General features: G+C 45.8%; 19 protein-coding genes, 2 tRNA genes, 6 rRNA genes and 1 other RNA gene. 1 reads left to right on the top strand and 27 read right to left on the bottom strand.

What is annotated here, in order from left to right; genetic code table 11:
* Positions 1 to 17: 17 nt before the first annotated feature.
* Positions 18 to 974, bottom strand: a complete 957-nt coding sequence (locus NSQ54_00265; protein ID WYP26606.1) for a DNA double-strand break repair nuclease NurA — start codon at positions 972 to 974, stop codon at positions 18 to 20.
* Positions 975 to 1,316: 342 nt separating this feature from the next.
* On the opposite strand from NSQ54_00265, the gene NSQ54_00260 reads away from it, so the two are divergent.
* The gene (locus NSQ54_00260) at positions 1,317 to 1,601 is read left to right on the top strand and encodes an AbrB/MazE/SpoVT family DNA-binding domain-containing protein (protein WYP26605.1); all 285 of its coding nucleotides are present in this window, start codon (positions 1,317 to 1,319) and stop codon (positions 1,599 to 1,601) included.
* Positions 1,602 to 1,716: 115 nt separating this feature from the next.
* On the opposite strand, the gene rsmI is transcribed toward NSQ54_00260, so the two are convergent.
* The 26 genes from rsmI to NSQ54_00130 form a co-directional block, all read right to left on the bottom strand.
* Positions 1,717 to 2,589 carry a 16S rRNA (cytidine(1402)-2'-O)-methyltransferase gene (rsmI, locus tag NSQ54_00255; protein WYP26604.1) on the bottom strand — a complete coding sequence of 291 codons (873 nt, stop codon included), beginning with the start codon at positions 2,587 to 2,589 and terminating at the stop codon, positions 1,717 to 1,719.
* Positions 2,564 to 2,851, bottom strand: a complete 288-nt coding sequence (locus NSQ54_00250) for a GIY-YIG nuclease family protein (protein ID WYP26603.1) — start codon at positions 2,849 to 2,851, stop codon at positions 2,564 to 2,566. The genes rsmI and NSQ54_00250 overlap by 26 nt, the downstream gene beginning before the upstream one ends.
* Positions 2,848 to 3,585, bottom strand: a complete 738-nt coding sequence (locus tag NSQ54_00245) for a tRNA1(Val) (adenine(37)-N6)-methyltransferase (GenBank protein ID WYP26602.1) — start codon at positions 3,583 to 3,585, stop codon at positions 2,848 to 2,850. Before NSQ54_00245 ends, NSQ54_00250 begins: the two co-directional genes overlap by 4 nt.
* Positions 3,586 to 3,661: 76 nt before the next feature.
* On the bottom strand, positions 3,662 to 4,012 hold the full coding sequence (gene yabA / locus NSQ54_00240; GenBank protein ID WYP26601.1) for a DNA replication initiation control protein YabA: 351 nt from the start codon (positions 4,010 to 4,012) through the stop codon (positions 3,662 to 3,664).
* Between the two features lie 12 nt (positions 4,013 to 4,024).
* Positions 4,025 to 4,852, bottom strand: a complete 828-nt coding sequence (locus NSQ54_00235; protein WYP26600.1) for a stage 0 sporulation family protein — start codon at positions 4,850 to 4,852, stop codon at positions 4,025 to 4,027.
* A gap of 3 nt (positions 4,853 to 4,855) precedes the next feature.
* On the bottom strand, positions 4,856 to 5,845 hold the full coding sequence (holB, locus tag NSQ54_00230; GenBank protein ID WYP26599.1) for a DNA polymerase III subunit delta': 990 nt from the start codon (positions 5,843 to 5,845) through the stop codon (positions 4,856 to 4,858).
* Positions 5,846 to 5,870: 25 nt separating this feature from the next.
* A complete protein-coding gene (locus NSQ54_00225) occupies positions 5,871 to 6,200 on the bottom strand; it encodes a cyclic-di-AMP receptor (protein WYP26598.1) in 330 nt (109 codons plus the stop codon).
* An 18-nt stretch (positions 6,201 to 6,218) separates the two neighbouring features.
* Positions 6,219 to 6,860: a dTMP kinase gene (gene tmk, locus NSQ54_00220; protein ID WYP26597.1), complete on the bottom strand. Its 642-nt coding sequence runs from the start codon at positions 6,858 to 6,860 to the stop codon at positions 6,219 to 6,221.
* On the bottom strand, positions 6,857 to 8,308 hold the full coding sequence (locus NSQ54_00215; GenBank protein ID WYP26596.1) for an aminotransferase class I/II-fold pyridoxal phosphate-dependent enzyme: 1,452 nt from the start codon (positions 8,306 to 8,308) through the stop codon (positions 6,857 to 6,859). The genes tmk and NSQ54_00215 overlap by 4 nt, the downstream gene beginning before the upstream one ends.
* Positions 8,309 to 8,422: 114 nt before the next feature.
* Positions 8,423 to 8,620, bottom strand: coding sequence for a sigma factor G inhibitor Gin (locus NSQ54_00210; GenBank protein WYP26595.1), 198 nt, complete (start codon positions 8,618 to 8,620; stop codon positions 8,423 to 8,425).
* 473 nt (positions 8,621 to 9,093) lie between these two features.
* Positions 9,094 to 9,209, bottom strand: a 5S ribosomal RNA gene (gene rrf / locus NSQ54_00205).
* A 59-nt stretch (positions 9,210 to 9,268) separates the two neighbouring features.
* Positions 9,269 to 12,203: ribosomal RNA gene (locus NSQ54_00200) — 23S ribosomal RNA — on the bottom strand.
* A gap of 239 nt (positions 12,204 to 12,442) precedes the next feature.
* Positions 12,443 to 13,994, bottom strand: a 16S ribosomal RNA gene (locus NSQ54_00195).
* A 230-nt stretch (positions 13,995 to 14,224) separates the two neighbouring features.
* A tRNA-Ala gene (locus tag NSQ54_00190) sits at positions 14,225 to 14,300 on the bottom strand.
* 89 nt (positions 14,301 to 14,389) lie between these two features.
* A tRNA-Arg gene (locus NSQ54_00185) sits at positions 14,390 to 14,466 on the bottom strand.
* 150 nt (positions 14,467 to 14,616) lie between these two features.
* Positions 14,617 to 14,732 (bottom strand): 5S ribosomal RNA (gene rrf, locus NSQ54_00180).
* A 59-nt stretch (positions 14,733 to 14,791) separates the two neighbouring features.
* Positions 14,792 to 17,726, bottom strand: a 23S ribosomal RNA gene (locus tag NSQ54_00175).
* Between the two features lie 239 nt (positions 17,727 to 17,965).
* Positions 17,966 to 19,517 (bottom strand): 16S ribosomal RNA (locus NSQ54_00170).
* The 16S, 23S and 5S rRNA genes sit together here with 2 tRNA genes alongside, the layout of an rRNA operon.
* A 395-nt stretch (positions 19,518 to 19,912) precedes the next feature.
* On the bottom strand, positions 19,913 to 20,176 hold the full coding sequence (locus tag NSQ54_00165) for a pro-sigmaK processing inhibitor BofA family protein (protein ID WYP26594.1): 264 nt from the start codon (positions 20,174 to 20,176) through the stop codon (positions 19,913 to 19,915).
* 72 nt (positions 20,177 to 20,248) lie between these two features.
* Complete coding sequence (locus NSQ54_00160; GenBank protein WYP26593.1) at positions 20,249 to 20,440, bottom strand: YaaL family protein; 192 nt, start codon at positions 20,438 to 20,440, stop codon at positions 20,249 to 20,251.
* Positions 20,441 to 20,484: 44 nt separating this feature from the next.
* The gene (recR, locus tag NSQ54_00155) at positions 20,485 to 21,081 is read right to left on the bottom strand and encodes a recombination mediator RecR (protein ID WYP26592.1); all 597 of its coding nucleotides are present in this window, start codon (positions 21,079 to 21,081) and stop codon (positions 20,485 to 20,487) included.
* An 11-nt stretch (positions 21,082 to 21,092) separates the two neighbouring features.
* Entirely contained in the window at positions 21,093 to 21,404 is a 312-nt protein-coding gene (locus NSQ54_00150; protein ID WYP26591.1) for a YbaB/EbfC family nucleoid-associated protein, read from the bottom strand.
* 16 nt (positions 21,405 to 21,420) lie between these two features.
* Entirely contained in the window at positions 21,421 to 23,130 is a 1,710-nt protein-coding gene (gene dnaX / locus NSQ54_00145; protein WYP26590.1) for a DNA polymerase III subunit gamma/tau, read from the bottom strand.
* A 133-nt stretch (positions 23,131 to 23,263) separates the two neighbouring features.
* An RNA gene (gene ffs, locus NSQ54_00140) (signal recognition particle sRNA large type) lies at positions 23,264 to 23,530 on the bottom strand.
* Between the two features lie 29 nt (positions 23,531 to 23,559).
* Entirely contained in the window at positions 23,560 to 24,075 is a 516-nt protein-coding gene (gene tadA / locus NSQ54_00135) for a tRNA adenosine(34) deaminase TadA (GenBank protein WYP26589.1), read from the bottom strand.
* 109 nt (positions 24,076 to 24,184) lie between these two features.
* Positions 24,185 to 25,762 carry a glutathione ABC transporter substrate-binding protein gene (locus tag NSQ54_00130; protein ID WYP26588.1) on the bottom strand — a complete coding sequence of 526 codons (1,578 nt, stop codon included), beginning with the start codon at positions 25,760 to 25,762 and terminating at the stop codon, positions 24,185 to 24,187.
* Positions 25,763 to 25,780: the final 18 nt, after the last annotated feature.

Here is a 25,780-nt window from a genome sequence, read left to right as displayed (position 1 = left end):
ATGAGTTTCCTCCTTTATTAATATGGACGATCACTTCGTTTTTTTGTAAAAAAGCGATGCCTTGTTTCTGCATCAAGATATTGTTCTAATAATCCATCTACCAGCTTGTCCGTAATCCGGATCTCCCGGTCCACATAATCTAGCCAAAGTGGAATTCCCCGGCCTTCCTTTGGCGTTAACGTAAATAAAAGATCCGATATCACTTCTCTATGATGTGCTTGCTCCTCCAGCATATCAAATCCTGTGATCTGAGGTGCGGAACCAAACCTAGTCCATACCGACTGTAACCCGGCTTTATGTTGGATTTCTTCTATATAAATGCTTTCACCTTTTTTGAGTGCCCCAAATAATAGATCACGATCATAGCAGTACGGCCGATTCGAATAATTAGAGAAGGCTTTAAGCCTAACTAGATTCTCTGTTGTAATTTCTTCAGACACACCAACAAGAAATACATTCTTCTCAATGGCCATTTGACGTAGCTTCTCCCACTCTTCTTCTGCATCAATTCGGTAGTGATAAAGTGCACCATCCATTAAGAGGAAAGCAAGCTCTCTTTCTTCTATTAATTGCATTGCGGCCTCAAGCTCAAGCTTAGCCAAAAGATGAGATCGCCACTTCTGAGGTTGAATCACTTCTTCTCCATCAGCCTCGTCTAGTAAAGGGACATACACATCCGACTTTCTTACCTCAAAACCTGTCGTTGTTTTTGCTAGTGATTGAAACAAGTAAATAACATGTGGCGGTTCGCCTTTTGTTTGGTTCACAGATCCATCTACACCTGCAATTTCTTTATTTTTAAGAAGTTCTGCGAGATTTCCAGTAGATAGTGTCTGCATTTGTCGAAAAACAACCTGACTATTTTTAAGTTTTTGTCGAATATTGTCGTTATTAGTTTCAGCTTTTTCATAGCTTGCACGGAGTTTTTCTCCAACACTTTTTAATTTCTCCACCAAATCGTGTTCGATATCCACTTGAAACACATCCTTTTTACTAGTTACCTATACACTGCCCCCAAAATGGTTCAATCCTATTATATCAGGGTATAGAAGATTAATTCGATAATCAGCTAGAATTGAATGACATCCTTTTTTTTACTTTAAAATCAGTAAGTACTCATTTTCCCAATCATTTCGTAGAACAAATTATAAACTTTTTCTAAAAAACATTTGACTTGATTTGGAAACCTTGGTATTCTTAGCTTAAGTAAAAAATGTCGAATTATGACGCCCTAAAAATCATGAGTCCTTGCCTATTAGACATCTAGCAATCTAGTATGGCTGGAGTGCTCATATACTCGAGAGGAGATATACAGCATGAAATCTACAGGAATTGTACGTAAGGTTGATGAATTAGGACGGGTTGTTATTCCGATTGAACTTCGTCGCACATTAGATATCGCTGAAAAGGATGCTCTTGAAATCTACGTTGATAACGAGCGCATCATTTTAAAGAAATATAAACCAAACATGACTTGCCAAATCACTGGAGAGGTTTCTGATGACAACCTTTCAATTGCTAACGGCAAAATCATTCTTAGCCCACAAGGCGCAGAAGATATTCTTAAAGATCTTCAAGAATATGTTTCTAAAAATAAATAAGTAGATGTTAAGACTTCCTTTCCGAGGGAGTCTTTTTCTTTTAATCAATTTCTCATCTTATCATAAAAAAGCTGATTTTCACCTAATTGGAACATGGGAAAATCAGCTTTTCATTTTATTCAGACTCTTGATGAAAGGATTGGTAGACCTCGCGTTTAGGAACCTCACGTTCTTTTGCCACGCTCTTGATCGCATCCTTGGATGAGAGACCAAGAGATAGGTAATGTTCTACGTGCTGGTTTACTTCTAATTCGTCCCACCATTTATCTTCAACCACTTCTTCTGTCGTTCCTTCAACAACAATCACAAACTCACCTTTAATTGTACCTGTTTCCACCCAGTCTAATGCTTCTTCCAGTGTACCACGTTGGTATTCCTCGAATTTCTTCGTTAACTCCCGCCCGATACTTATCAATCTGTTTCCAAGTACCTCGTTCATCGCTTGCAAGGTTTCTTTTAAGCGATGAGGGGATTCATAGAAAATAAGTGAGGCTTGTATCGATTTAAGTCTATCAAGTTCAGCTGCTCTAGCTTTTTTCTGTCGAGGTAGAAATCCATGATAATAGAATTGATCGGTAGAGAGGCCAGAAGCAACTAATGCAGTTAATGCTGCATTTGCACCCGGAAGTACAATCACAGCTATTTCCTCGGAAATAGCAAGACTTACGATATCCTGGCCTGGATCAGAGATTGCAGGCATCCCTGCATCACTAACAAGGGCAATGGATTTCCCTTCTCTTATCTGATCAATTAACTGAGATCCTACTTTTCCTTTTGTATGTTCATCATACCTGGTTAATGGAGTATGAATGTCAAAGTGACTGCATAGCTTTCTTGTTTGTCTTGTATCCTCGGCTGCAATCAGGTCGACTTCTGTAAGTATGCGAACCGCTCGGAATGTCATATCTTCTAAATTTCCAATAGGAGTAGGAACGAGATACAATACGCCTTTATTTGAATCTTCATGGTAACTCATTTGTTGTTTCATAAGCCATCTCCTTCTTTTCTCTGACATATTGTTCTTTTTGAGCACGGCTTTTTCGTTTTAACGCATACTCAAGCTGTAATGCTTCTTTTTTTGTCACACATGCTTCCTGCCAAATCAAAGTAAGTGGACCTCGTCCTCTCGTATACTTTGCTCCCTTACCTTGCGAGTGCTTAACAAAACGCTTTTCTACATCATTGGTGTAGCCTGTATACCAAGTATTGTCGGCACATTGGATAATATACACATAATGACCGGTACTCATGTTCTCGTGTAGACCTCCTGGAAGGCTTTTGTATAACGACCGTCCTCACCATATACAGAGAGAGTGGGAAGACAGGTAAGCCCTGGTTTTCCATCCTTCATGCCTTCAATCAGAACCATGTTTGCCTCTTTTGATGCGTTCGGTTGAACGAGCTGCATTCGTTTAGGCTCAATCCGGTATTGTCTCATTAAGTCGATGATATCCGTTAATCGCTCTGGACGGTGAACGAGAGCGACCTTACCTTTTTGTTTCACTAAGGTGGAAGCCGTTTGAATGATATCAGCTAGCGTACAGTGAACTTCATGACGAGCAATCGTGAAATGCGGATTCTGGTTTTGATCCGAATGTTCATTCGCCTGAAAATACGGAGGATTACACGTCACAACATCATAACTGCCTTTTTCAATAGAGGAGGGTAAATTTTTAATATCAGCTTGAACAGAAGTAATTTGCTCCTGTTTCTTGTTGTATGAAACAGACCGCTGTGCCATATCATGCAGCCGCTCCTGCAATTCAACCGAGGTGATCGTCGCTTTGCTTCGTTCACTTAGAACTAAGCCAATAATTCCATTCCCACTGCAAAGGTCAATTAGCTTTCCCTTCTGAATCGGGAGGTGCACAAAGCGTCCAAGGAGAACCGCATCCATTGAAAAGGAAAACACCTCTCTACTTTGGATAATGGAGTATGGTGTGCCTGGAATATAATCAAGTCGTTCATTATCTATCAGAGTCATGGGTTACAATCCTTCCTAAAAAAAAGAGGTCAACCCGACTGACGGGTTGACCTCACGTTTCGGGTGGAGGCAAGTATTATTTCTTTTGATGCAGGAAAGATAGGCAAAACAAGCAATCTTCTCCGTCGGCTCGTAAGCTCCCATAATGCGTATTACAAATATGAAAACCTTCTTGATATAGCCTTGCTAAGTTATCATGCCCTTCACCAATCATTGGTTTTCCTTTATCTTCCTCAGGAGCTTGCTTCTCGTCTTGCTGCGTTTCCCAATCAAAACGCTCTCTTAAGTTCTTGTTCTCAATCTGAAGGTAATGGTTCTCTTCAATCAGATAAGCTAACTGTTCCTTCAGTCCACTTAACTCCTGGTGAAGCTGACCAATGCCCTCCTCCATCTGGCTAACCTTCTTAAAGATTGCCTTCTTATCCACGTTTCCACCCCATCATTCTGCGGATTCAGCTGAAACAGCCCGTGTTCCGTTCAATTCATCAAGCGTAAATTCAAGCACCTGTTCATTTTCATTCATCGATACTTGAACAAGACGCTCCAATAGATTTAAACCGATAACCTTTCCTTTCCCATCCGGTGTCAAAATTTGACGCCCTACATCAGGTAGTTCCTTTTTAGCTTCCTCATATGTGTCATTTTCATACTTCAAGCAACACATAAGTCGTCCACAAAGGCCTGATATCTTGGCAGGGTTTAAAGAAAGGTTTTGATCCTTCGCCATTTTGATGGATACTGGCTCAAAATCTCCAAGAAAGGATGAGCAGCACAGAACTCGACCACAAGGACCAATTCCGCCGAGCATCTTCGCTTCATCTCTCACGCCAATTTGTCTTAGCTCAATGCGCGTGCGGAAAACGGCCGCTAGATCCTTTACAAGCTCGCGAAAGTCAATTCGACCATCCGCTGTAAAATAGAATAAGACCTTATTGCGGTCAAATGTATATTCGACATCCACTAGTTTCATATCTAGTTGATGTTCAGCAATCTTTTCGGAGCACACTTCAAACGCTTGAAGGGCTTCCTCTTCATTCTCTGTCACAGTGAGTTTATCTTTTGCTGTAGCCAAGCGGATGACTTGTTTTAGTGGAAGAACCACATCGTTTTCATCTACTTGCTTCTCAGCAATGACAACCTTACCAAATTCAATTCCCCGTGACGTTTCAACAATTACTGCCTCGCCCAAATCCAACTTGAATTCCCCTGGGGAGAAGTAATAGATTTTGCCCGCTTTTTTAAAGCGAACGCCTACAACTTGATGCAACGTCTATACCCCCTGTATGCTGAGCAACAGCTTCTCCATGACAAGCTGATAATTCATGTTAGCGTTCAGATGACGTTTTGCTTCCAACACGCCAGACAGATGCACAACATTCTGTTGCTGTGAGATGGAGAGCGCGAGTTGTTCATATTGATCTTGTTGATCTGGAAAAACGAGCGTATCTGACTTACCCGTCTGAATATATAATAGGTCTCTTAACCATAAAAGAATCATATCAAGACCTGCTTCCTGCTGACTTTTTTCTTTACACAACGGAAGCCATTTATCCTGCATTGTTAACAGAACTTGATTTGGTCTATGGTATAGCTCTCCCATCAATTGTATCACTACGCTTCGGGCTTGTGCAATCCAATCTGAGTCATTTAACTCGTTTGCATGTGCTAAGTTTGTCGTAATTTCTGCCAACAGGAGAGATTGTAGAGGAGAGATTCCTTCTTCTTGAAGTTTACTCGCAAAAACAGATTTAGATAAAGGCTGAAAGGCTACCTGCTGACTCCGTGATCGAACGGTTGGTAAAAGCGCAGATTCTCTCTCCGTTAAAAGAATAGCAAGAGTAGGAGATTCCGGCTCTTCCAGGAATTTTAACAGGCTGTTTGCCGCACTCGCCGTCATTTTATCCGCCTCATCAATGATATACATCTTATGTGAGGTCTCCATGCCCCGGTAATTAAATTCCTTCTGAAGAAACTCCACTTGATGCTTTTTAATAGAAGCTCCATCAGGCTCTACCATATGTACGTCAGGATGGTTTCCCTTTACAATCCGCTTACAATCAGCGCACTGCCCACAAGGCTCTGCACCTGTTCGTTCTCTACAAAAATAGCTCTTCGTCAGCTGAAGAGCTATCTCTTTCTTACCTGTTCCCGACTCTCCAGCAAAAATATATGCATGAGAGAGTCGGCCTTTTTCCAGGCTTTTTATCATAAATGGAACAACTCTTGGCTGTATTTGTTGTAATTCACTCCAAGTACTCATGTTCACACGTCCTTACCATCGCTCATTAAAATTGTTCAAACTCTTCAACAGGCAAGGTAAAGACAGTGGCTCCACCAACCTGCACTTCAACTGGATATGGTACATAAGAATCCGCATTTCCACCCATTGGAGAAATCGGAGCAACAAGTTGATCACGACTCTTACAATTATCTTTTATAATTTCCATTAATTGAGCAGTTTTCTCATCTTCAATTCCGATTAAGAATGTAGTATTCCCGGCTTTTAAGAAACCACCTGTACTAGAAAGCTTCGTCGCTCTAAAATCTGCTTTAACTAGAGCGTCTGATAGCCTTGTGCTGTCCTTATCCTGTACGACCGCAATGATTAATTTCACTTTCATCCACTCCTTCTTTTACCTACTATTATAGCTTATTTGCTCCTCAATCACACGAATCACTTCTTCGGTGACATCATTAATGGATTGGTTTGCATTAATTGTATGAATACGTTTTGGATATCTACTCTTTACTTGACGATACCCTTCTTTCACAGCATGGTGAAACTCAAGCTTCTCTTGGTCTAGACGATTGACTTCACGTACTTGATCGTCATGAATTCGTCTAAGGCCAACCTCTGGGTCTACATCAAAGTAAATGGTTAGATCCGGCATATGGCCTTCTATGGCAAATTCATTGATGGAAAGAACTTCATCTATTCCGAGACCTCTTGCATACCCTTGATAAGCTAAGCTGCTATCGATAAAACGATCACACAATACAATATTCCCTTTTTCGAGTGCAGGTAAAACCTTTTCCACAAGATGCTGTCTTCTAGCTGCCGCATAGAGCAGAGCCTCTGTTCTTCCATCCATCTCCGTATGCTCTATATCTAATATTACTGTACGTATTTTTTCTGCAATGGTGATTCCGCCTGGTTCCCTCGTTCGCAAAAGAGCATGTCCTTTTTCTTTGAGCCATTGTTCTACCTTTGTGAGAACGGTGGTCTTTCCAGCTCCCTCTCCACCTTCGAATGTAATAAATAATCCTTTGTTCATCTTTCTTCCTCCAGCTCTGCTACATACATTCCTTCTACCACTACGTCCTCACCCTGAAACCTCGCACCTGCCTGCTGTAGCCGGTATATCTTGTCCAGGATATACCGGTGGATTTTCTGTCCTGGGTACAGAAGTGGAATGCCTGGAGGATAAGGGATAACTGCTTCTGCTGCTATTCTTCCCTCAGACTCCCAAAAAGGAATGTGCTTTGTTTGATAAGTATGTATGTCTACTTTATATTCTTCAATTAAAGGTGTTTCTTGTTTTGAAGTAGTAATCTTTGTTTGGTTATGATCAATTACCTCAAATGGTGAAAGAAGGTCCTTCATCTTATCTATAATTTTAGTTACATTACCCGTACGCTCTAGCCCTAAAACAAGCAGGATATGCTGATCATCAGCAAGCTCCACATCAATTGATATCTGATGCAATTTCTCCTGAAGTTCGAAGCCAGTTAAATGAGACATCGATCTTATTGTAACCTTTAGCGGGTCCCATGAATACCCGCTTTTTTCCCAGTCCACTAGGGCGAGCTGTGGGATCGTTCGGATTCCTGCCTTAAATGCTTCAACCTCTTCTAGAAGATCATTTAATTGATTACTGGTGTAGGAGTGGAGATACGCTCTAGCTGCATCTAGAGAAGCCATGATTAAATAGGAAGGACTGCTCGATTGAAAGATAGCTAACGCGCGTTTGATTTGTTGAACCTGACTTTCCTTTATGTCGTGGCCAAGATGTAAATAAGAACCCATCGTTAATGCTGGTAACGTTTTATGCGCAGACTGAACCACAATATCTGCCCCTAGAGTAAGTGAAGATGGGGGAAAAGGGGGTCCAAGTGAAAAGTGTGCCCCGTGTGCCTCATCTACAAACACCATCAGACCGGCCTGCTTGGCTGCTTTTATAATAGGAGCCACAGGTGTGCTGACTCCATAATATGATGGATACGTCAGGATAAGTGCCTTAGCATGGGGATATCGTTTAAGTGCTCCGCGCAGAATATCCTCATTTAACCCAAGGGAAACCCCTGTTTGTTCATCAACTTGAGCTTCCATATATACTGGGGTAACACCTGCAAGCTCCATAGCATGTAATATCGACTTATGACAATTCCGTTGCACAAGAACGACATCTCCATGTGAACAAAGAGCATACACCATCGCCAAATTTCCAACCGTTGTTCCATTAACTAAAAAAAAGCTCTTTGAAGCTTTATAGCATGTGGCAAGTAGTTCTTCTGCATCCTTAATCGGACCAGTAGGATCATGTAAATCGTCCAAGCCCTCTATTTCAGTCAGATCGTAGGAAAGAACCTCTTTAAAATCCTCCATCCCCTTTGGTATGATCGCACCACTTTTATGACCAGGAACATGAAAAGAGACTGGTTTCTGTTTCATATGTTGCTGTATTGCCCGTACAAGTGGCATCCGCTGATTATCGTCTTCCATTCGTGTTTCTCCTCTTCTAACCTCATAGTCTCTCTATTTTAGCGTATGCTGACTCATTTCTAAATAATAAAAAAAACAAGCGATAGATCATCGGCTTGTCTCCACATCTGATTATTAGTTTCCAGCAATCATTTTACGCATTTTTTGTACATACATACTATAATCTTCTGTCCCGGCTTCTGATTGAACAATCTTCTGCTCACACGCCTGGCATATAAAAGAATGGAGTAACCTATATCCCTTTGTTTTCCTTGTTTCACAGATTAAACACTTGTGCCCCATTTGAACACGTAATACCGTTGTTTTCTGCATTAGAGCCTCACCCCTTTGTATCAGTATCACCCAGTCTTATCCGTTCCAAACATCAAAATGCCTCTCCCTTACATATATTCGCAGAAGCCGGTCTATGTGCCTATGAAATTATTTAAGATACACATATGTCTTGGTGTAAGCTTCTTCGGCTAAGAAGCTCTTTTTATTTGAGCTTTTCTTGATAAGATGTTCTTGTTTCTTGGCTTTATCCTTATTCTTCTTACTATAATGGGGTGCTTCTTGGTACAAGAAGCTTCCTTCTTATTAAGATTGATTTAGTTCTTGGTATTGAGGGGTTGCTCTTGTTTAAATGTTCTGGGGGCTTGGTTCTTTCTTCATCTTCCTTGGTAAAGGATCAAAGTTCTTGGTCCCTCTTCTTTTCCTCTTGGTTCTTAGACTATTTCTCTTCTCCTCATCTTCAAATAAAACCACAAAAAAACCTCCCATCAAAAGATGAAAGGTTTTTACTCAGTGCCCGGCAACGTTCTACTCTCGCAGGGGGAAGCCCCCAACTACCATTGACGCAGAAGAGCTTAACGGCCGTGTTCGGCATGGGAACGGGTGTGACCTCTTCGCTATTGCCACCGGACTCATTGAAAGAAAATGATTCCTTCAAAACTAAATCGTGCTCACACAGTATACACCAAATTGGATAAGTCCTCGACCGATTAGTATCTGTCCGCTCCATGTGTCGCCACACTTCCACTCCAGACCTATCAACCTCATCATCTCTAAGGGGTCTTACTAGCTTACGCTATGGGAAATCTCATCTTGAGGGGGGCTTCATGCTTAGATGCTTTCAGCACTTATCCCGTCCACACGTAGCTACCCAGCGATGCTCCTGGCGGAACAACTGGTACACCAGCGGTGTGTCCATCCCGGTCCTCTCGTACTAAGGACAGCTCCTCTCAAATTTCCTGCGCCCGCGACGGATAGGGACCGAACTGTCTCACGACGTTCTGAACCCAGCTCGCGTGCCGCTTTAATGGGCGAACAGCCCAACCCTTGGGACCTACTTCAGCCCCAGGATGCGACGAGCCGACATCGAGGTGCCAAACCTCCCCGTCGATATGGACTCTTGGGGGAGATAAGCCTGTTATCCCCAGGGTAGCTTTTATCCGTTGAGCGACGGCCCTTCCATTCGGCACCGCCGGATCACTAAGCCCGACTTTCGTCCCTGCTCGACTTGTAGGTCTCGCAGTCAAGCTCCCTTATGCCTTTGCACTCTTCGAATGATTTCCAACCATTCTGAGGGAACCTTTGGGCGCCTCCGTTACTGTTTAGGAGGCGACCGCCCCAGTCAAACTGCCCACCTGACAATGTCCCTGACCCGGATCACGGGTCGAGGTTAGAATGTCAGCACCGTCAGGGTAGTATCCCACCAATGCCTCCACCGAAGCTGGCGCTCCGGTTTCAAAGGCTCCTACCTATCCTGTACAAACGATACCAACATCCACTATCAGGCTACAGTAAAGCTCCATGGGGTCTTTCCGTCCTGTCGCGGGTAACCTGCATCTTCACAGGTACTATAATTTCACCGGGTCTCTCGTTGAGACAGTATCCAAATCGTTACACCATTCGTGCGGGTCGGAACTTACCCGACAAGGAATTTCGCTACCTTAGGACCGTTATAGTTACGGCCGCCGTTTACTGGGGCTTCAATTCAGAGCTTCTCCTAAAAGGATAACCCCTCCTCTTAACCTTCCAGCACCGGGCAGGTGTCAGCCCCTATACTTCGCCTTGCGGCTTCGCAGAGACCTGTGTTTTTGCTAAACAGTCGCTTGGATCTTTTCACTGCGGCTCTCTCGGGCTTGCACCCTAATAGAGCACCCCTTCTCCCGAAGTTACGGGGTCATTTTGCCGAGTTCCTTAACGAGAGTTCTCCCGCGCGTCTTAGAATTCTCTTCTCGCCTACCTGTGTCGGTTTGCGGTACGGGCACCTTCCACCTCGCTAGAGGCTTTTCTAGGCAGCGGAGGATCAGGGACTTCGGTACTAAATTTCCCTCGCTATCACTGCTCAGCCGAACGGAAAGCGGATTTGCCTACTTTCCAGCCTAACAGCTTAGACGCGCATATCCATCAGCGCGCTCACCCTACCTTTCTGCGTCCCCCCATTACTCAAACGGTGGAGAGGTGGTACAGGAATATCAACCTGTTGTCCATCGCCTACGCTTTTCAGCCTCGGCTTAGGTCCCGACTGACCCTGAGCGGACGAGCCTTCCTCAGGAAACCTTGGGCTTTCGACGGAGGGGATTCTCACCCCTCTTTTCGCTACTCATACCGGCATTCTCACTTCCAAGCACTCCACTAGTCCTCACGATCTAGCTTCGCTGTCCTTGGAACGCTCCCCTACCACGAACACCTAAGGTGTTCATCCATAGCTTCGGTGATACGTTTAGCCCCGTTACATTTTCGGCGCAGAGTCACTCGACCAGTGAGCTATTACGCACTCTTTAAATGGTGGCTGCTTCTAAGCCAACATCCTGGTTGTCTGGGCAACTCCACATCCTTTGCCACTTAACGTATACTTTGGGACCTTAGCTGATGGTCTGGGCTGTTTCCCTCTTGACTACGGATCTTAGCACTCGCAGTCTGACTCCCGAGGATAAGTACTTGGCATTCGGAGTTTGACTGAATTCGGTAATCCTGTGGGGACCCCTCGTCCAATCAGTGCTCTACCTCCAAGACTCTTCCCTCGAGGCTAGCCCTAAAGCTATTTCGGGGAGAACCAGCTATTTCCGAGTTCGATTGGCATTTCACCCCTACCCACACCTCATCCCCGCATTTTTCAACATGCGTGGGTTCGGGCCTCCATTCAGTGTTACCTGAACTTCACCCTGGACATGGGTAGATCACTCGGTTTCGGGTCTACGACGGCGTACTCAATTCGCCCTATTCAGACTCGCTTTCGCTACGGCTCCGCCTCATCAGCTTAACCTTGCACGACATCGTAACTCGCCGGTTCATTCTACAAAAGGCACGCCATCACCCGTTAATGGGCTCTGACTAGTTGTAGGCACACGGTTTCAGGATCTCTTTCACTCCCCTTCCGGGGTGCTTTTCACCTTTCCCTCACGGTACTGGTTCACTATCGGTCACTAGGGAGTATTTAGCCTTGGGAGATGGTCCTCCCGGATTCCGACGGGGTTTCACGTGTCCCGCCGTACTCAGGATACACTCCGGAGGAAACGAAGTTTCGGCTACGGGGTTGTTACCCTCTTTGACGCATCTTTCCAGATGCTTCACCTACTCCGTTTCTTTGTAACTCCAATGGAATGTCCTACAACCCCTAAAGGCAAGCCTTCAGGTTTGGGCTGTTTCCGTTTCGCTCGCCGCTACTCAGGAAATCGATTTTTCTTTCTCTTCCTCCGGGTACTTAGATGTTTCAGTTCCCCGGGTCTGCCTCCTCGTATCCTATGTATTCAGATACGGGTACCATTCGATTAAAAATGGTGGGTTCCCCCATTCGGATATCCTCGGATCAAAGCTCACTTACAGCTCCCCGAGGCGTTTCGCCGTTCGTCGCGTCCTTCTTCGGCTCCTAGTGCCAAGGCATTCACCGTGCGCCCTTCATAACTTAACCAAGTTGATTTCAGACCATCGTAAGATGTCATTCATCAAGTATGGTGTATATAGACTCGCTTTCATCTAACGATGATTGCGTTGTGTGTGTTTTGCATTGCACGATTTAGTTTTCAAAGAACCATGCCGACAGAAAGTCGGTCTTCGTTTGAATGAATAAGTTCATTCAAAACCGAACAAAAGCCAAAGCGTATTCACATCAGATAAACTGTGTGATCGACTAGAAGTAAAACTCCCTAGAAAGGAGGTGATCCAGCCGCACCTTCCGATACGGCTACCTTGTTACGACTTCACCCCAATCATCTGTCCCACCTTCGGCGGCTGGCTCCAAAAGGTTACCTCACCGACTTCGGGTGTTACAAACTCTCGTGGTGTGACGGGCGGTGTGTACAAGGCCCGGGAACGTATTCACCGCGGCATGCTGATCCGCGATTACTAGCAATTCCAGCTTCATGCAGGCGAGTTGCAGCCTACAATCCGAACTGAGAATGGCTTTATGGGATTGGCTTCACCTCGCGGCTTCGCAACCCTTTGTACCATCCATTGTAGCACGTGTGTAGCCCAGGTCATAAGGGGCATGATGATTTGACGTCATCCCCACCTTCCTCCGGTTTGTCACCGGCAGTCACCTTAGAGTGCCCAACTAAATGCTGGCAACTAAGGTCAAGGGTTGCGCTCGTTGCGGGACTTAACCCAACATCTCACGACACGAGCTGACGACAACCATGCACCACCTGTCACTTTGCCCCCGAAGGGGAAGCTCTGTCTCCAGAGTGGTCAAAGGATGTCAAGACCTGGTAAGGTTCTTCGCGTTGCTTCGAATTAAACCACATGCTCCACTGCTTGTGCGGGCCCCCGTCAATTCCTTTGAGTTTCAGCCTTGCGGCCGTACTCCCCAGGCGGAGTGCTTAATGTGTTAACTTCGGCACTACGGGCATCGAAACCCCTAACACCTAGCACTCATCGTTTACGGCGTGGACTACCAGGGTATCTAATCCTGTTTGCTCCCCACGCTTTCGCGCCTCAGCGTCAGTTACAGACCAGAGAGTCGCCTTCGCCACTGGTGTTCCTCCACATATCTACGCATTTCACCGCTACACGTGGAATTCCACTCTCCTCTTCTGTACTCAAGCCTCCCAGTTTCCAATGGCCGCTTGCGGTTGAGCCGCAAGATTTCACATCAGACTTAAAAGGCCGCCTGCGCGCGCTTTACGCCCAATAATTCCGGACAACGCTTGCCACCTACGTATTACCGCGGCTGCTGGCACGTAGTTAGCCGTGGCTTTCTGATGAGGTACCGTCAAGGTACCGCCCTATTCGAACGGTACGTGTTCTTCCCTCATAACAGAGCTTTACGAGCCGAAACCCTTCATCACTCACGCGGCGTTGCTCCGTCAGACTTTCGTCCATTGCGGAAGATTCCCTACTGCTGCCTCCCGTAGGAGTCTGGGCCGTGTCTCAGTCCCAGTGTGGCCGATCACCCTCTCAGGTCGGCTACGCATCGTCGCCTTGGGGAGCCGTTACCTCTCCAACTAGCTAATGCGCCGCGGGCCCATCTCATCGTGAGAGCAAGAAGCCCTCTTTTAATCCGGCACCAGGAGGTGCTAGATGTTATCCGGTATTAGCCCCGGTTTCCCGGAGTTATCCCAGTCGATAAGGTAGGTTGCCCACGTGTTACTCACCCGTCCGCCGCTAACGTTTTTGAAGCAAGCTTCAAAAACGTCCGCTCGACTTGCATGTATTAGGCACGCCGCCAGCGTTCGTCCTGAGCCAGGATCAAACTCTCCATAAAAGTGGTGAGTTGATTGCTCAACTGCTGGCGTTGATGTTACCATCAACTTTCCAATTGCGTAGCTTACGCTACGACTTTTTATACTTATGAGATAACTTGTATCTCTTCGTACGCTTGGCTTTTGTTCAGTTTTCAAAGAACTTGTTTGCCGCTCATTTGGCGACTTAATAATCATATCAAACACCGTAATGTTTGTCAACGACTTTTTATAAAAACATTTATAAATTAATTGGTGGAGCCTAGCGGGATCGAACCGCTGACCTCCTGCGTGCAAGGCAGGCGCTCTCCCAGCTGAGCTAAGGCCCCAAAAATAAGATCATCAGAGAGGTAAGGTTTGAAGCTAGAAGCTCTTGATCCAAAAGCAGATTCTCTACCTAACTGAGTAACTATATTAATGGCGCGCCCGAGAGGATTCGAACCTCTAACCGCTTGATTCGTAGTCAAGTACTCTATCCAGTTGAGCTACGGGCGCATCTAAATAATGATTAAAAGAGTTCGATTTAAAAATAATCCTTTTTAAATCTCGTTATTGAAGATCATCTTTCCTCATTAATAACATACTATCATTGGGGTTTACCCGATAAAAAAACCTCCCATCAAAAGATGGAAGATTCATATCAGTGCCCGGCAACGTTCTACTCTCGCAGGGGGAAGCCCCCAACTACCATTGACGCAGAAGAGCTTAACGGCCGTGTTCGGCATGGGAACGGGTGTGACCTCTTCGCTATTGCCACCGGACTCATTGAAAGAAAATGATTCCTTCAAAACTAAATCGTGCTCACACAGTATACACCAAATTGGATAAGTCCTCGACCGATTAGTATCTGTCCGCTCCATGTGTCGCCACACTTCCACTCCAGACCTATCAACCTCATCATCTCTAAGGGGTCTTACTAGCTTACGCTATGGGAAATCTCATCTTGAGGGGGGCTTCATGCTTAGATGCTTTCAGCACTTATCCCGTCCACACGTAGCTACCCAGCGATGCTCCTGGCGGAACAACTGGTACACCAGCGGTGTGTCCATCCCGGTCCTCTCGTACTAAGGACAGCTCCTCTCAAATTTCCTGCGCCCGCGACGGATAGGGACCGAACTGTCTCACGACGTTCTGAACCCAGCTCGCGTGCCGCTTTAATGGGCGAACAGCCCAACCCTTGGGACCTACTTCAGCCCCAGGATGCGACGAGCCGACATCGAGGTGCCAAACCTCCCCGTCGATATGGACTCTTGGGGGAGATAAGCCTGTTATCCCCAGGGTAGCTTTTATCCGTTGAGCGACGGCCCTTCCATTCGGCACCGCCGGATCACTAAGCCCGACTTTCGTCCCTGCTCGACTTGTAGGTCTCGCAGTCAAGCTCCCTTATGCCTTTGCACTCTTCGAATGATTTCCAACCATTCTGAGGGAACCTTTGGGCGCCTCCGTTACTGTTTAGGAGGCGACCGCCCCAGTCAAACTGCCCACCTGACAATGTCCCTGACCCGGATCACGGGTCGAGGTTAGAATGTCAGCACCGTCAGGGTAGTATCCCACCAATGCCTCCACCGAAGCTGGCGCTCCGGTTTCAAAGGCTCCTACCTATCCTGTACAAACGATACCAACATCCACTATCAGGCTACAGTAAAGCTCCATGGGGTCTTTCCGTCCTGTCGCGGGTAACCTGCATCTTCACAGGTACTATAATTTCACCGGGTCTCTCGTTGAGACAGTATCCAAATCGTTACACCATTCGTGCGGGTCGGAACTTACCCGACAAGGAATTTCGCTACCTTAGGACCGTTATAGTTACGGCCGCCGTTTACTGGGGCTTCAATTCAGAGCTTCTCCTAAAAGGATAACCCCTCCTCTTAACCTTCCAGCACCGGGCAGGTGTCAGCCCCTATACTTCGCCTTGCGGCTTCGCAGAGACCTGTGTTTTTGCTAAACAGTCGCTTGGATCTTTTCACTGCGGCTCTCTCGGGCTTGCACCCTAATAGAGCACCCCTTCTCCCGAAGTTACGGGGTCATTTTGCCGAGTTCCTTAACGAGAGTTCTCCCGCGCGTCTTAGAATTCTCTTCTCGCCTACCTGTGTCGGTTTGCGGTACGGGCACCTTCCACCTCGCTAGAGGCTTTTCTAGGCAGCGGAGGATCAGGGACTTCGGTACTAAATTTCCCTCGCTATCACTGCTCAGCCGAACGGAAAGCGGATTTGCCTACTTTCCAGCCTAACAGCTTAGACGCGCATATCCATCAGCGCGCTCACCCTACCTTTCTGCGTCCCCCCATTACTCAAACGGTGGAGAGGTGGTACAGGAATATCAACCTGTTGTCCATCGCCTACGCTTTTCAGCCTCGGCTTAGGTCCCGACTGACCCTGAGCGGACGAGCCTTCCTCAGGAAACCTTGGGCTTTCGACGGAGGGGATTCTCACCCCTCTTTTCGCTACTCATACCGGCATTCTCACTTCCAAGCACTCCACTAGTCCTCACGATCTAGCTTCGCTGTCCTTGGAACGCTCCCCTACCACGAACACCTAAGGTGTTCATCCATAGCTTCGGTGATACGTTTAGCCCCGTTACATTTTCGGCGCAGAGTCACTCGACCAGTGAGCTATTACGCACTCTTTAAATGGTGGCTGCTTCTAAGCCAACATCCTGGTTGTCTGGGCAACTCCACATCCTTTGCCACTTAACGTATACTTTGGGACCTTAGCTGATGGTCTGGGCTGTTTCCCTCTTGACTACGGATCTTAGCACTCGCAGTCTGACTCCCGAGGATAAGTACTTGGCATTCGGAGTTTGACTGAATTCGGTAATCCTGTGGGGACCCCTCGTCCAATCAGTGCTCTACCTCCAAGACTCTTCCCTCGAGGCTAGCCCTAAAGCTATTTCGGGGAGAACCAGCTATTTCCGAGTTCGATTGGCATTTCACCCCTACCCACACCTCATCCCCGCATTTTTCAACATGCGTGGGTTCGGGCCTCCATTCAGTGTTACCTGAACTTCACCCTGGACATGGGTAGATCACTCGGTTTCGGGTCTACGACGGCGTACTCAATTCGCCCTATTCAGACTCGCTTTCGCTACGGCTCCGCCTCATCAGCTTAACCTTGCACGACATCGTAACTCGCCGGTTCATTCTACAAAAGGCACGCCATCACCCGTTAATGGGCTCTGACTAGTTGTAGGCACACGGTTTCAGGATCTCTTTCACTCCCCTTCCGGGGTGCTTTTCACCTTTCCCTCACGGTACTGGTTCACTATCGGTCACTAGGGAGTATTTAGCCTTGGGAGATGGTCCTCCCGGATTCCGACGGGGTTTCACGTGTCCCGCCGTACTCAGGATACACTCCGGAGGAAACGAAGTTTCGGCTACGGGGTTGTTACCCTCTTTGACGCATCTTTCCAGATGCTTCACCTACTCCGTTTCTTTGTAACTCCAATGGAATGTCCTACAACCCCTAAAGGCAAGCCTTCAGGTTTGGGCTGTTTCCGTTTCGCTCGCCGCTACTCAGGAAATCGATTTTTCTTTCTCTTCCTCCGGGTACTTAGATGTTTCAGTTCCCCGGGTCTGCCTCCTCGTATCCTATGTATTCAGATACGGGTACCATTCGATTAAAAATGGTGGGTTCCCCCATTCGGATATCCTCGGATCAAAGCTCACTTACAGCTCCCCGAGGCGTTTCGCCGTTCGTCGCGTCCTTCTTCGGCTCCTAGTGCCAAGGCATTCACCGTGCGCCCTTCATAACTTAACCAAGTTGATTTCAGACCATCGTAAGATGTCATTCATCAAGTATGGTGTATATAGACTCGCTTTCATCTAACGATGATTGCGTTGTGTGTGTTTTGCATTGCACGATTTAGTTTTCAAAGAACCATGCCGACAGAAAGTCGGTCTTCGTTTGAATGAATAAGTTCATTCAAAACCGAACAAAAGCCAAAGCGTATTCACATCAGATAAACTGTGTGATCGACTAGAAGTAAAACTCCCTAGAAAGGAGGTGATCCAGCCGCACCTTCCGATACGGCTACCTTGTTACGACTTCACCCCAATCATCTGTCCCACCTTCGGCGGCTGGCTCCAAAAGGTTACCTCACCGACTTCGGGTGTTACAAACTCTCGTGGTGTGACGGGCGGTGTGTACAAGGCCCGGGAACGTATTCACCGCGGCATGCTGATCCGCGATTACTAGCAATTCCAGCTTCATGCAGGCGAGTTGCAGCCTACAATCCGAACTGAGAATGGCTTTATGGGATTGGCTTCACCTCGCGGCTTCGCAACCCTTTGTACCATCCATTGTAGCACGTGTGTAGCCCAGGTCATAAGGGGCATGATGATTTGACGTCATCCCCACCTTCCTCCGGTTTGTCACCGGCAGTCACCTTAGAGTGCCCAACTAAATGCTGGCAACTAAGGTCAAGGGTTGCGCTCGTTGCGGGACTTAACCCAACATCTCACGACACGAGCTGACGACAACCATGCACCACCTGTCACTTTGCCCCCGAAGGGGAAGCTCTGTCTCCAGAGTGGTCAAAGGATGTCAAGACCTGGTAAGGTTCTTCGCGTTGCTTCGAATTAAACCACATGCTCCACTGCTTGTGCGGGCCCCCGTCAATTCCTTTGAGTTTCAGCCTTGCGGCCGTACTCCCCAGGCGGAGTGCTTAATGTGTTAACTTCGGCACTACGGGCATCGAAACCCCTAACACCTAGCACTCATCGTTTACGGCGTGGACTACCAGGGTATCTAATCCTGTTTGCTCCCCACGCTTTCGCGCCTCAGCGTCAGTTACAGACCAGAGAGTCGCCTTCGCCACTGGTGTTCCTCCACATATCTACGCATTTCACCGCTACACGTGGAATTCCACTCTCCTCTTCTGTACTCAAGCCTCCCAGTTTCCAATGGCCGCTTGCGGTTGAGCCGCAAGATTTCACATCAGACTTAAAAGGCCGCCTGCGCGCGCTTTACGCCCAATAATTCCGGACAACGCTTGCCACCTACGTATTACCGCGGCTGCTGGCACGTAGTTAGCCGTGGCTTTCTGATGAGGTACCGTCAAGGTACCGCCCTATTCGAACGGTACGTGTTCTTCCCTCATAACAGAGCTTTACGAGCCGAAACCCTTCATCACTCACGCGGCGTTGCTCCGTCAGACTTTCGTCCATTGCGGAAGATTCCCTACTGCTGCCTCCCGTAGGAGTCTGGGCCGTGTCTCAGTCCCAGTGTGGCCGATCACCCTCTCAGGTCGGCTACGCATCGTCGCCTTGGGGAGCCGTTACCTCTCCAACTAGCTAATGCGCCGCGGGCCCATCTCATCGTGAGAGCAAGAAGCCCTCTTTTAATCCAGCACCAGGAGGTGCTAGATGTTATCCGGTATTAGCCCCGGTTTCCCGGAGTTATCCCAGTCGATAAGGTAGGTTGCCCACGTGTTACTCACCCGTCCGCCGCTAACGTTTTTGAAGCAAGCTTCAAAAACGTCCGCTCGACTTGCATGTATTAGGCACGCCGCCAGCGTTCGTCCTGAGCCAGGATCAAACTCTCCATAAAAGTGGTGAGTTGATTGCTCAACTGCTGGCTTTGTTGATCGACACAAAATGTGTCTAAAATCAAACAAAGTATTAATTGCGCATTTTTTAACTTGAAAACAAGTTATTATTTGCGACTTTTTATACTTATGAGATATCGTGTATCTCTTCGTACGCTTGGCTTTTGTTCAGTTTTCAAAGAACTTGATGTCGTGTTGGCGACTTAATTAATATAACATAGATCAGATCAGAAAGTAAAGAACTTTTTTTAAAGTTGTTTTACTGCTTATCTGACAGCAAGATATAATTTACCATGCCCACAAACAAAAGGCAACTACTTTTTAAAGAAACTGAAAAACTTTTTAACATACACAAACCCTCATTCATAAAAGCCACGAATGAGGGTTTGTTATTTCTTTATAAAATAAATTGATTCACAACCACCAATAACACAAGACCAGGAACACCTAGTAATCCTGTAATTGTTGCAGTAATAGGATTAATCGGTATATGAATACCTGTCCATCCTCCAGCCGCATTTAATAGAAACAGTAGTAACAAACCTATTACAAGTTTAACAGCGACATTTCCAACGAGTCGAATCGGTCTCATTGGGGCTCCGACAGTAAGCAATAAGATGACCGCTCCCCCTAACAACGCATAAAGAATGATTGGATCCATCTCTTCCCCCCTACTCTGCATGTTCTTGGTTCAATGTATGTCCAAGCCTACAAAAAAAGAACAAACTGTCTCTCACAGTTTGTCCCTTCTCGCGTGACGAATTCTTGCTTCCCTTAATAGAAAAGAATACTTCGCTTCCGTCAGTTTCATGCGTGCAATCACATCTTCAGATGGATCAACACTATGTTCAATAAGCTGCCTTTGATTATCATAGCGTTCCTTCGTGACTTCTATGTGGTTCAGCAGTCGTTCATTCTCTTCCATCCTAAGCTTTCCTTTTTTACGAAAAAACAATGACCTCGCCTGCCTTACAATTCTCGTCTGCCTTCAATCGCTCTTGATAATGTTACTTCATCTGCATACTCCAAGTCTCCACCAACAGGAAGTCCATGAGCAATTCTTGTTACCTTGATTCCTGTAGGTTTTACTAGACGAGAGATATACATAGCCGTTGCTTCCCCTTCTATTGTAGGGTTCGTCGCAATGATGACTTCTTGTATGGTGTCATCCTGCAATCGTTTAATAAGCTCTGGCACCTTAATATCCTCCGGTCCAATTCCCTCCATTGGAGAGATAGCACCGTGCAACACATGGTACTGACCAGGGTATTCACGCATCTTTTCCATCGCCATGACATCACGGGATTCCTGGACAACACAGACCATGGATTGATCACGTGATTTGTCGTTACATATATAACAAGGGTCTTGGTCCGTAATATTGTGACAAACAGAACAATACGTTAGGTTCCGCTTCGCATTGACAAGCGCCTTAGCAAAATCAAGTACATCGTCTTCCTTCATATCTAATACATAAAAAGCAAGTCGACTCGCAGTTTTCGGACCAATCCCCGGTAATCTCATAAATCCATCGATTAATTTGGCTATCGGTTCAGGATATTGCAACGGCTACCCTCCTAGAACATTCCTGGAATATTCATTCCTTTAGTGAATTTACCCATATCTTGCTCAACAAGCTCATCCACTAGCTTAAGAGCTTCATTTGTTGCAGCAATCACTAGATCCTGAAGCATATCGATATCATCCGGATCTACAACATCCTCAGAAATTTTAATATCTAAAATACGTTTGTCTCCACTAGCTGTTACTGTAACCATTCCACCACCAGCTGTTGCTTCGACTGTTTTTTCCTTTAATTCCTCTTGCGCCTTCGCCATTTGCTTCTGCATCTTTTGCATTTGCTTCATCATATTACCCATGTTTTTCATTGTATAATTCCTCCATTCAATTTTTGTCTGCCCACTCAATTAAATCCTCACCGACAAGTTTGACGGCTTCATCAATAAGAGGATCTGTTGTTTCTTGATCCCCAGAAGAATGAGTTGTTGTATCACTGCTTTTTTGCTCTTGAACAAACTCATCCTTTAACTTGGTCCACTGTGAATGTAGAAGGGTAATGAATGTCATCCCTTCCCCAAGCACTTCTTGTAGCACTTCAAGCAAAGTCTCTCTAAACTTCGTATCCATCATATCACGATGCATCTCATTTTGAAATGCTAATAGGATCCCATCCGGAGCCGCCGCAACCGGTCGACTGTCGTTTAGCCAAGCTGATCCAGGTACACTTTTCATTTTCATTCGTGCTGTGACATCAGGCCATTGAGAAGTGACCTGCTGAAGCTTTTGCTTTTCTGCCTTACCAAGTAGCTCCTTTACCTGTCCAGTGGCAAGTCTTGTTTGTTGAGGAGCCTTTCTCGTTCGCTTCTGTTGAGGTTGTGACTTTTCTTCTGGCTTTGCTTGAACCCCTTGTTTCTGCAGTTGATTCAACATACCTTCAAGCTTCTTCACTTTTTCTTCAAGCTCAGAAGACGAAGCAGATGCTTCAACTTGAGGAGACTCAGAACGAATGTTCGGTTTATTCATTAACTGGATAACAGCAAGTTCAATCATCATCTTAGGATGAGTAGACCACTTCATTTCCTGCTGAGTATTGTTCATCGTCTCAATGCCATGATAAAGCCAATTGAAACTCAGCTCTTCGGAAAGCTTCTTAAAATGATCGTCTACAACTGCCCGCTCCATTAAGTGAGCAGAATCAGGTGACGTTTTATATAAGAGAACATCCCGAAAGTAGTAAAGCAGGTCTTCAACAAAACGCTTTGGATCCTTCCCGTCCTTCAATACTTGATCAATAAGTGATAGGAGTTCTGATGCTTGTCCATTATGAAGACTACCGACCACATTCGCTAACGCCTCTCTTGATACGGCTCCAGTAATCAACCGTACTGCTTCCGCTTGAACTGTATCATCAGAGAAAGAGATGGATTGGTCCAGAAGACTTAATGCATCTCGCATTCCACCATCTGCTGCCTGTACGATAAGTTGTAAAGCTTCATCTTCTACTTGAACATGATCCGCTTCAACAATTTCCTTCATCCGCCCAATCATTGCGCCCTGAGAGATTGGCTTAAAATCAAAACGCTGACAACGAGAGATGATCGTAAGCGGAATTTTGTGGGGCTCTGTTGTTGCTAATATAAAAATCGCGTGTTCAGGTGGTTCCTCAAGGGTTTTTAATAAGGCGTTAAAAGCTCCTGTTGAAAGCATATGAACCTCATCGATGATATAAACCTTATACCGAACTTCGCTTGGTGCGAATTTCACCTTATCACGGATATCTCTTATTTCATCGACTCCGTTGTTAGAAGCCGCGTCAATCTCCATCACATCAACAATCGATCCATTTGAAATGCCTACGCACGCTGCGCATTCATTACACGGTTCCGCTACCGGTGCTTTCTCACAATTGATCGCTTTTGCAATTATCTTAGCAGCACTCGTTTTTCCTGTTCCTCTTGGTCCTGAAAACAAATAAGCATGCGAAAACTTATTTTGAACAAGCGCATTTTGCAAGGTTTTTGTTAGATGTGTTTGGCCAACCACATCCTTCAGCAGTTGTGGGCGCCATACTCGATACAGTGCCTGGTAACCCATGCTGATATCCCGTCCCTTCTTTTTCTCTTTCTTCTATTATAGACATTTCCATACGTAATTGATAGTTCAGGTGAGATGTAACAAGAAAAAAGCAATTGCGCATGCGCAATTGCTTGAGTTCTATGTATATATACCGTGCACCTTTCTTTGATCATACCATCCCATGCGTTACCTAAGCAGTTGGCTCGGTCCAGGCAACTCTGCGGCACACGAAAGGATTCACTTACTGCTGCTTCCTTCCGGACCTGACAGGATTCATGAGTTTCCGTTGCGCAGAACCCAAACGTCAACACTACTTACTTAGGGCAGGCCAAAAGATGATATAACCTAGGAAAGGGATTCAGTCTCGCTCTAGCGGATTGCGAGTGACAGGGCACCGCTACCTCCCCACCTAGCACGGCAAAGTTCAGTATACGGCAAAATCTCACTTTATGCAAGGTTACTATCCGATTCCATCTTCCTTCTCTTTTTCTCTGCTCGTAATTTCCGGAAGAACGTTGTGAGCTGCGCCGCGCATTCCTCTTCCAAGCAGCCTCCTACCACCGCACTTCGATGATTAAAACGAGATTCATCTAATAGATTCATGAGTGTCCCCGCACAACCCGCTTTTGGATCTGCGGCTCCATATACAACCGTGGGGATTCTTGATTGAACAATCGCACCTGCACACATTGGACAAGGCTCCAGTGTTACGTAGAGAGTACAATCTTCTAATCGCCAAGCTTCAAGTGTCCTACACGCTTCTTGAATAGCAAGTAACTCAGCATGCGCCGTTGCACTGTGTAACTTCTCTCGTAAATTATGAGCCCGAGCAATGACTGTTTCGTCCTTTACGATAATAGCCCCGATTGGCACTTCGCCTATTGCCTCTGCTTTTTCTGCTTCTTTCATTGCCTGCCGCATCCAGTACGTATGGTCTTGTTCTTTTACTATGAGAGTGGACATCGTTCTCGCCTCCGACTTTATCTTTATGTATCGTAGCAGATAGCTCGGTTACACTGCAATGAGCGCGTTAAAAAACCCGGGAGCAGTGTCTGCTCCCGGGCGATCGATATTACTCTTCAATATATACATCGTGGAGTTTAAAGTCTCCACTTTGATGGCGCCATAGATTTTTAACATTATCACTAATCGCATTTACTTCTTGCTTGTGGTGAGTGTAAAGAAGTGGCGCTTCATCAATTAAGATATCCTGTACTTCTTTATACATGGCCATACGTTTTTCTTCATCCATCTCATGCTGAGCATCTTCTAATAATTGATCAACCTCTTCATTATCAAAGAATGACTTGTTACCAGCTGCCCCGTGGTTCATTGAATGGAATAGTGGGGACAACGCATAATCCGCATCTCCCGTTGATGCACTCCATCCTAAAACAAACATATCATGATCGCCAGAGTTTGTACGGTCTAAGTAAGAGCCCCATTCCATTGTCTCTGTCTTTACATCAATACCTAATTGCTTTAGTTCCTGCTGTACATAAGTTACTAAGTCTACACGCTCGCGCTTATCATTTGTCCAAATTGTTGTTTCAAATCCATCCGGATGACCCGCTTCAGCTAGAAGCTCTTTTGCTTTTTCAATATCATAGCCTAAAGGCTCAACTGAATCATCAAATCCGATAATCTGTGGAGACATTGGACCAATTGCAGGTGTTCCGTATCCATTTAATAGATTCTCAATAACCGCTTCATTATTAATTGCCATAGAAACAGCCTGACGAACACGTTTATCATCAAAAGGCGCTTTCTTTGTGTTAAAGCCGATATATTCTATTCCCATACTGTTTGACTCGATCACATCTAAACCATCCGTTGCCTTCACTCGCTCTACGTCAGATGGACTAAATGGATCTGATACATGAGCACTACCAGTCTCTAGATCCGCTAAACGAGTTCCATCCTCTGGCACTGTTTTAAATGTAACCGAATCTAGCTTAGCAGGTTCTCCCCAGTACTCTTCATTGTTTACTAATTTGATCTCTTGTCCTACATTCCAAGATTCGAATTCAAAGTAACCTGAACCTACAGGCTGATTATTAATCACACTTCCTGGTTTTTCGCCAGATTCCATTGCTTCATAGTCTTCTGCAATTGCTTTCGGACTAATCATTGATCCACCATTGTGAGCAAAGCTATAAATTAATGGTGCAAATGGCTCCTCTGTTATAATCTCTACTGTATAATCATCCACAACATTTACATCTGATATATTATCAAATAGATATCCTCTTGGTGAGGCAATATCAGGATCCGTTACACGGTCAATATTCGCTTTAACAGCCTCAGCATTAAATGGTTCCCCGTCATGGAAGGTTACCCCTTCTTCAAGCTCAAAGCGAAGTGTTAGGTCATCCACCTGCTCCCATTTCTTAGCGAGGTTTTCTTCTATATTCATCTCTCCATCAAAGTTTACAAGCTTATCATAAATATTAGACGCCACGTTTCCAGATGGAACATCATTCGCTAAATGAGGATCAAGCGTAACGGCCTCAGCCCCCATATCAATCACTAGATCTCCGCCCTGACCATCCGTCGAAGCCTCATCTGCTGATCCGGAAGCTTGTGGCTCACTAGCACACGCCACTAACCCCACTGTTAGTAAACCAAGGAGTAAATAAGACTTTTTCATAAATATGCATCCTTTCAA

The organism is Alkalihalobacillus sp. FSL W8-0930 (assembly GCA_037965595.1).
In the GTDB taxonomy this organism is placed as follows: Bacteria; Bacillota; Bacilli; order Bacillales; family Bacillaceae_D; genus Alkalicoccobacillus.
The sequence above is the reverse complement of the archived record's forward strand: the minus strand, read 5'-3'. Positions and strand labels throughout refer to the sequence as shown.

Coding starts and splice junctions, on each gene's coding strand:
- rsmI (WYP26604.1), bottom strand. CDS start 2,589: ATGAAACAACAAATGAGTTACCATGAAGATTCAAATAAAGGCGTATTG.
- tadA (WYP26589.1), bottom strand. CDS start 24,075: ATGTCCACTCTCATAGTAAAAGAACAAGACCATACGTACTGGATGCGG.
- NSQ54_00210 (WYP26595.1), bottom strand. CDS start 8,620: ATGCAGAAAACAACGGTATTACGTGTTCAAATGGGGCACAAGTGTTTA.
- NSQ54_00215 (WYP26596.1), bottom strand. CDS start 8,308: ATGGAAGACGATAATCAGCGGATGCCACTTGTACGGGCAATACAGCAA.
- holB (WYP26599.1), bottom strand. CDS start 5,845: ATGAGTACTTGGAGTGAATTACAACAAATACAGCCAAGAGTTGTTCCA.
- NSQ54_00150 (WYP26591.1), bottom strand. CDS start 21,404: ATGAAAAACATGGGTAATATGATGAAGCAAATGCAAAAGATGCAGAAG.
- NSQ54_00165 (WYP26594.1), bottom strand. CDS start 20,176: ATGGATCCAATCATTCTTTATGCGTTGTTAGGGGGAGCGGTCATCTTA.
- tmk (WYP26597.1), bottom strand. CDS start 6,860: ATGAACAAAGGATTATTTATTACATTCGAAGGTGGAGAGGGAGCTGGA.
- NSQ54_00160 (WYP26593.1), bottom strand. CDS start 20,440: ATGGAAGAGAATGAACGACTGCTGAACCACATAGAAGTCACGAAGGAA.
- NSQ54_00250 (WYP26603.1), bottom strand. CDS start 2,851: ATGAGTACCGGTCATTATGTGTATATTATCCAATGTGCCGACAATACT.
- dnaX (WYP26590.1), bottom strand. CDS start 23,130: ATGGGTTACCAGGCACTGTATCGAGTATGGCGCCCACAACTGCTGAAG.
- NSQ54_00130 (WYP26588.1), bottom strand. CDS start 25,762: ATGAAAAAGTCTTATTTACTCCTTGGTTTACTAACAGTGGGGTTAGTG.
- NSQ54_00260 (WYP26605.1), top strand. CDS start 1,317: ATGAAATCTACAGGAATTGTACGTAAGGTTGATGAATTAGGACGGGTT.
- NSQ54_00245 (WYP26602.1), bottom strand. CDS start 3,585: ATGACTCTGATAGATAATGAACGACTTGATTATATTCCAGGCACACCA.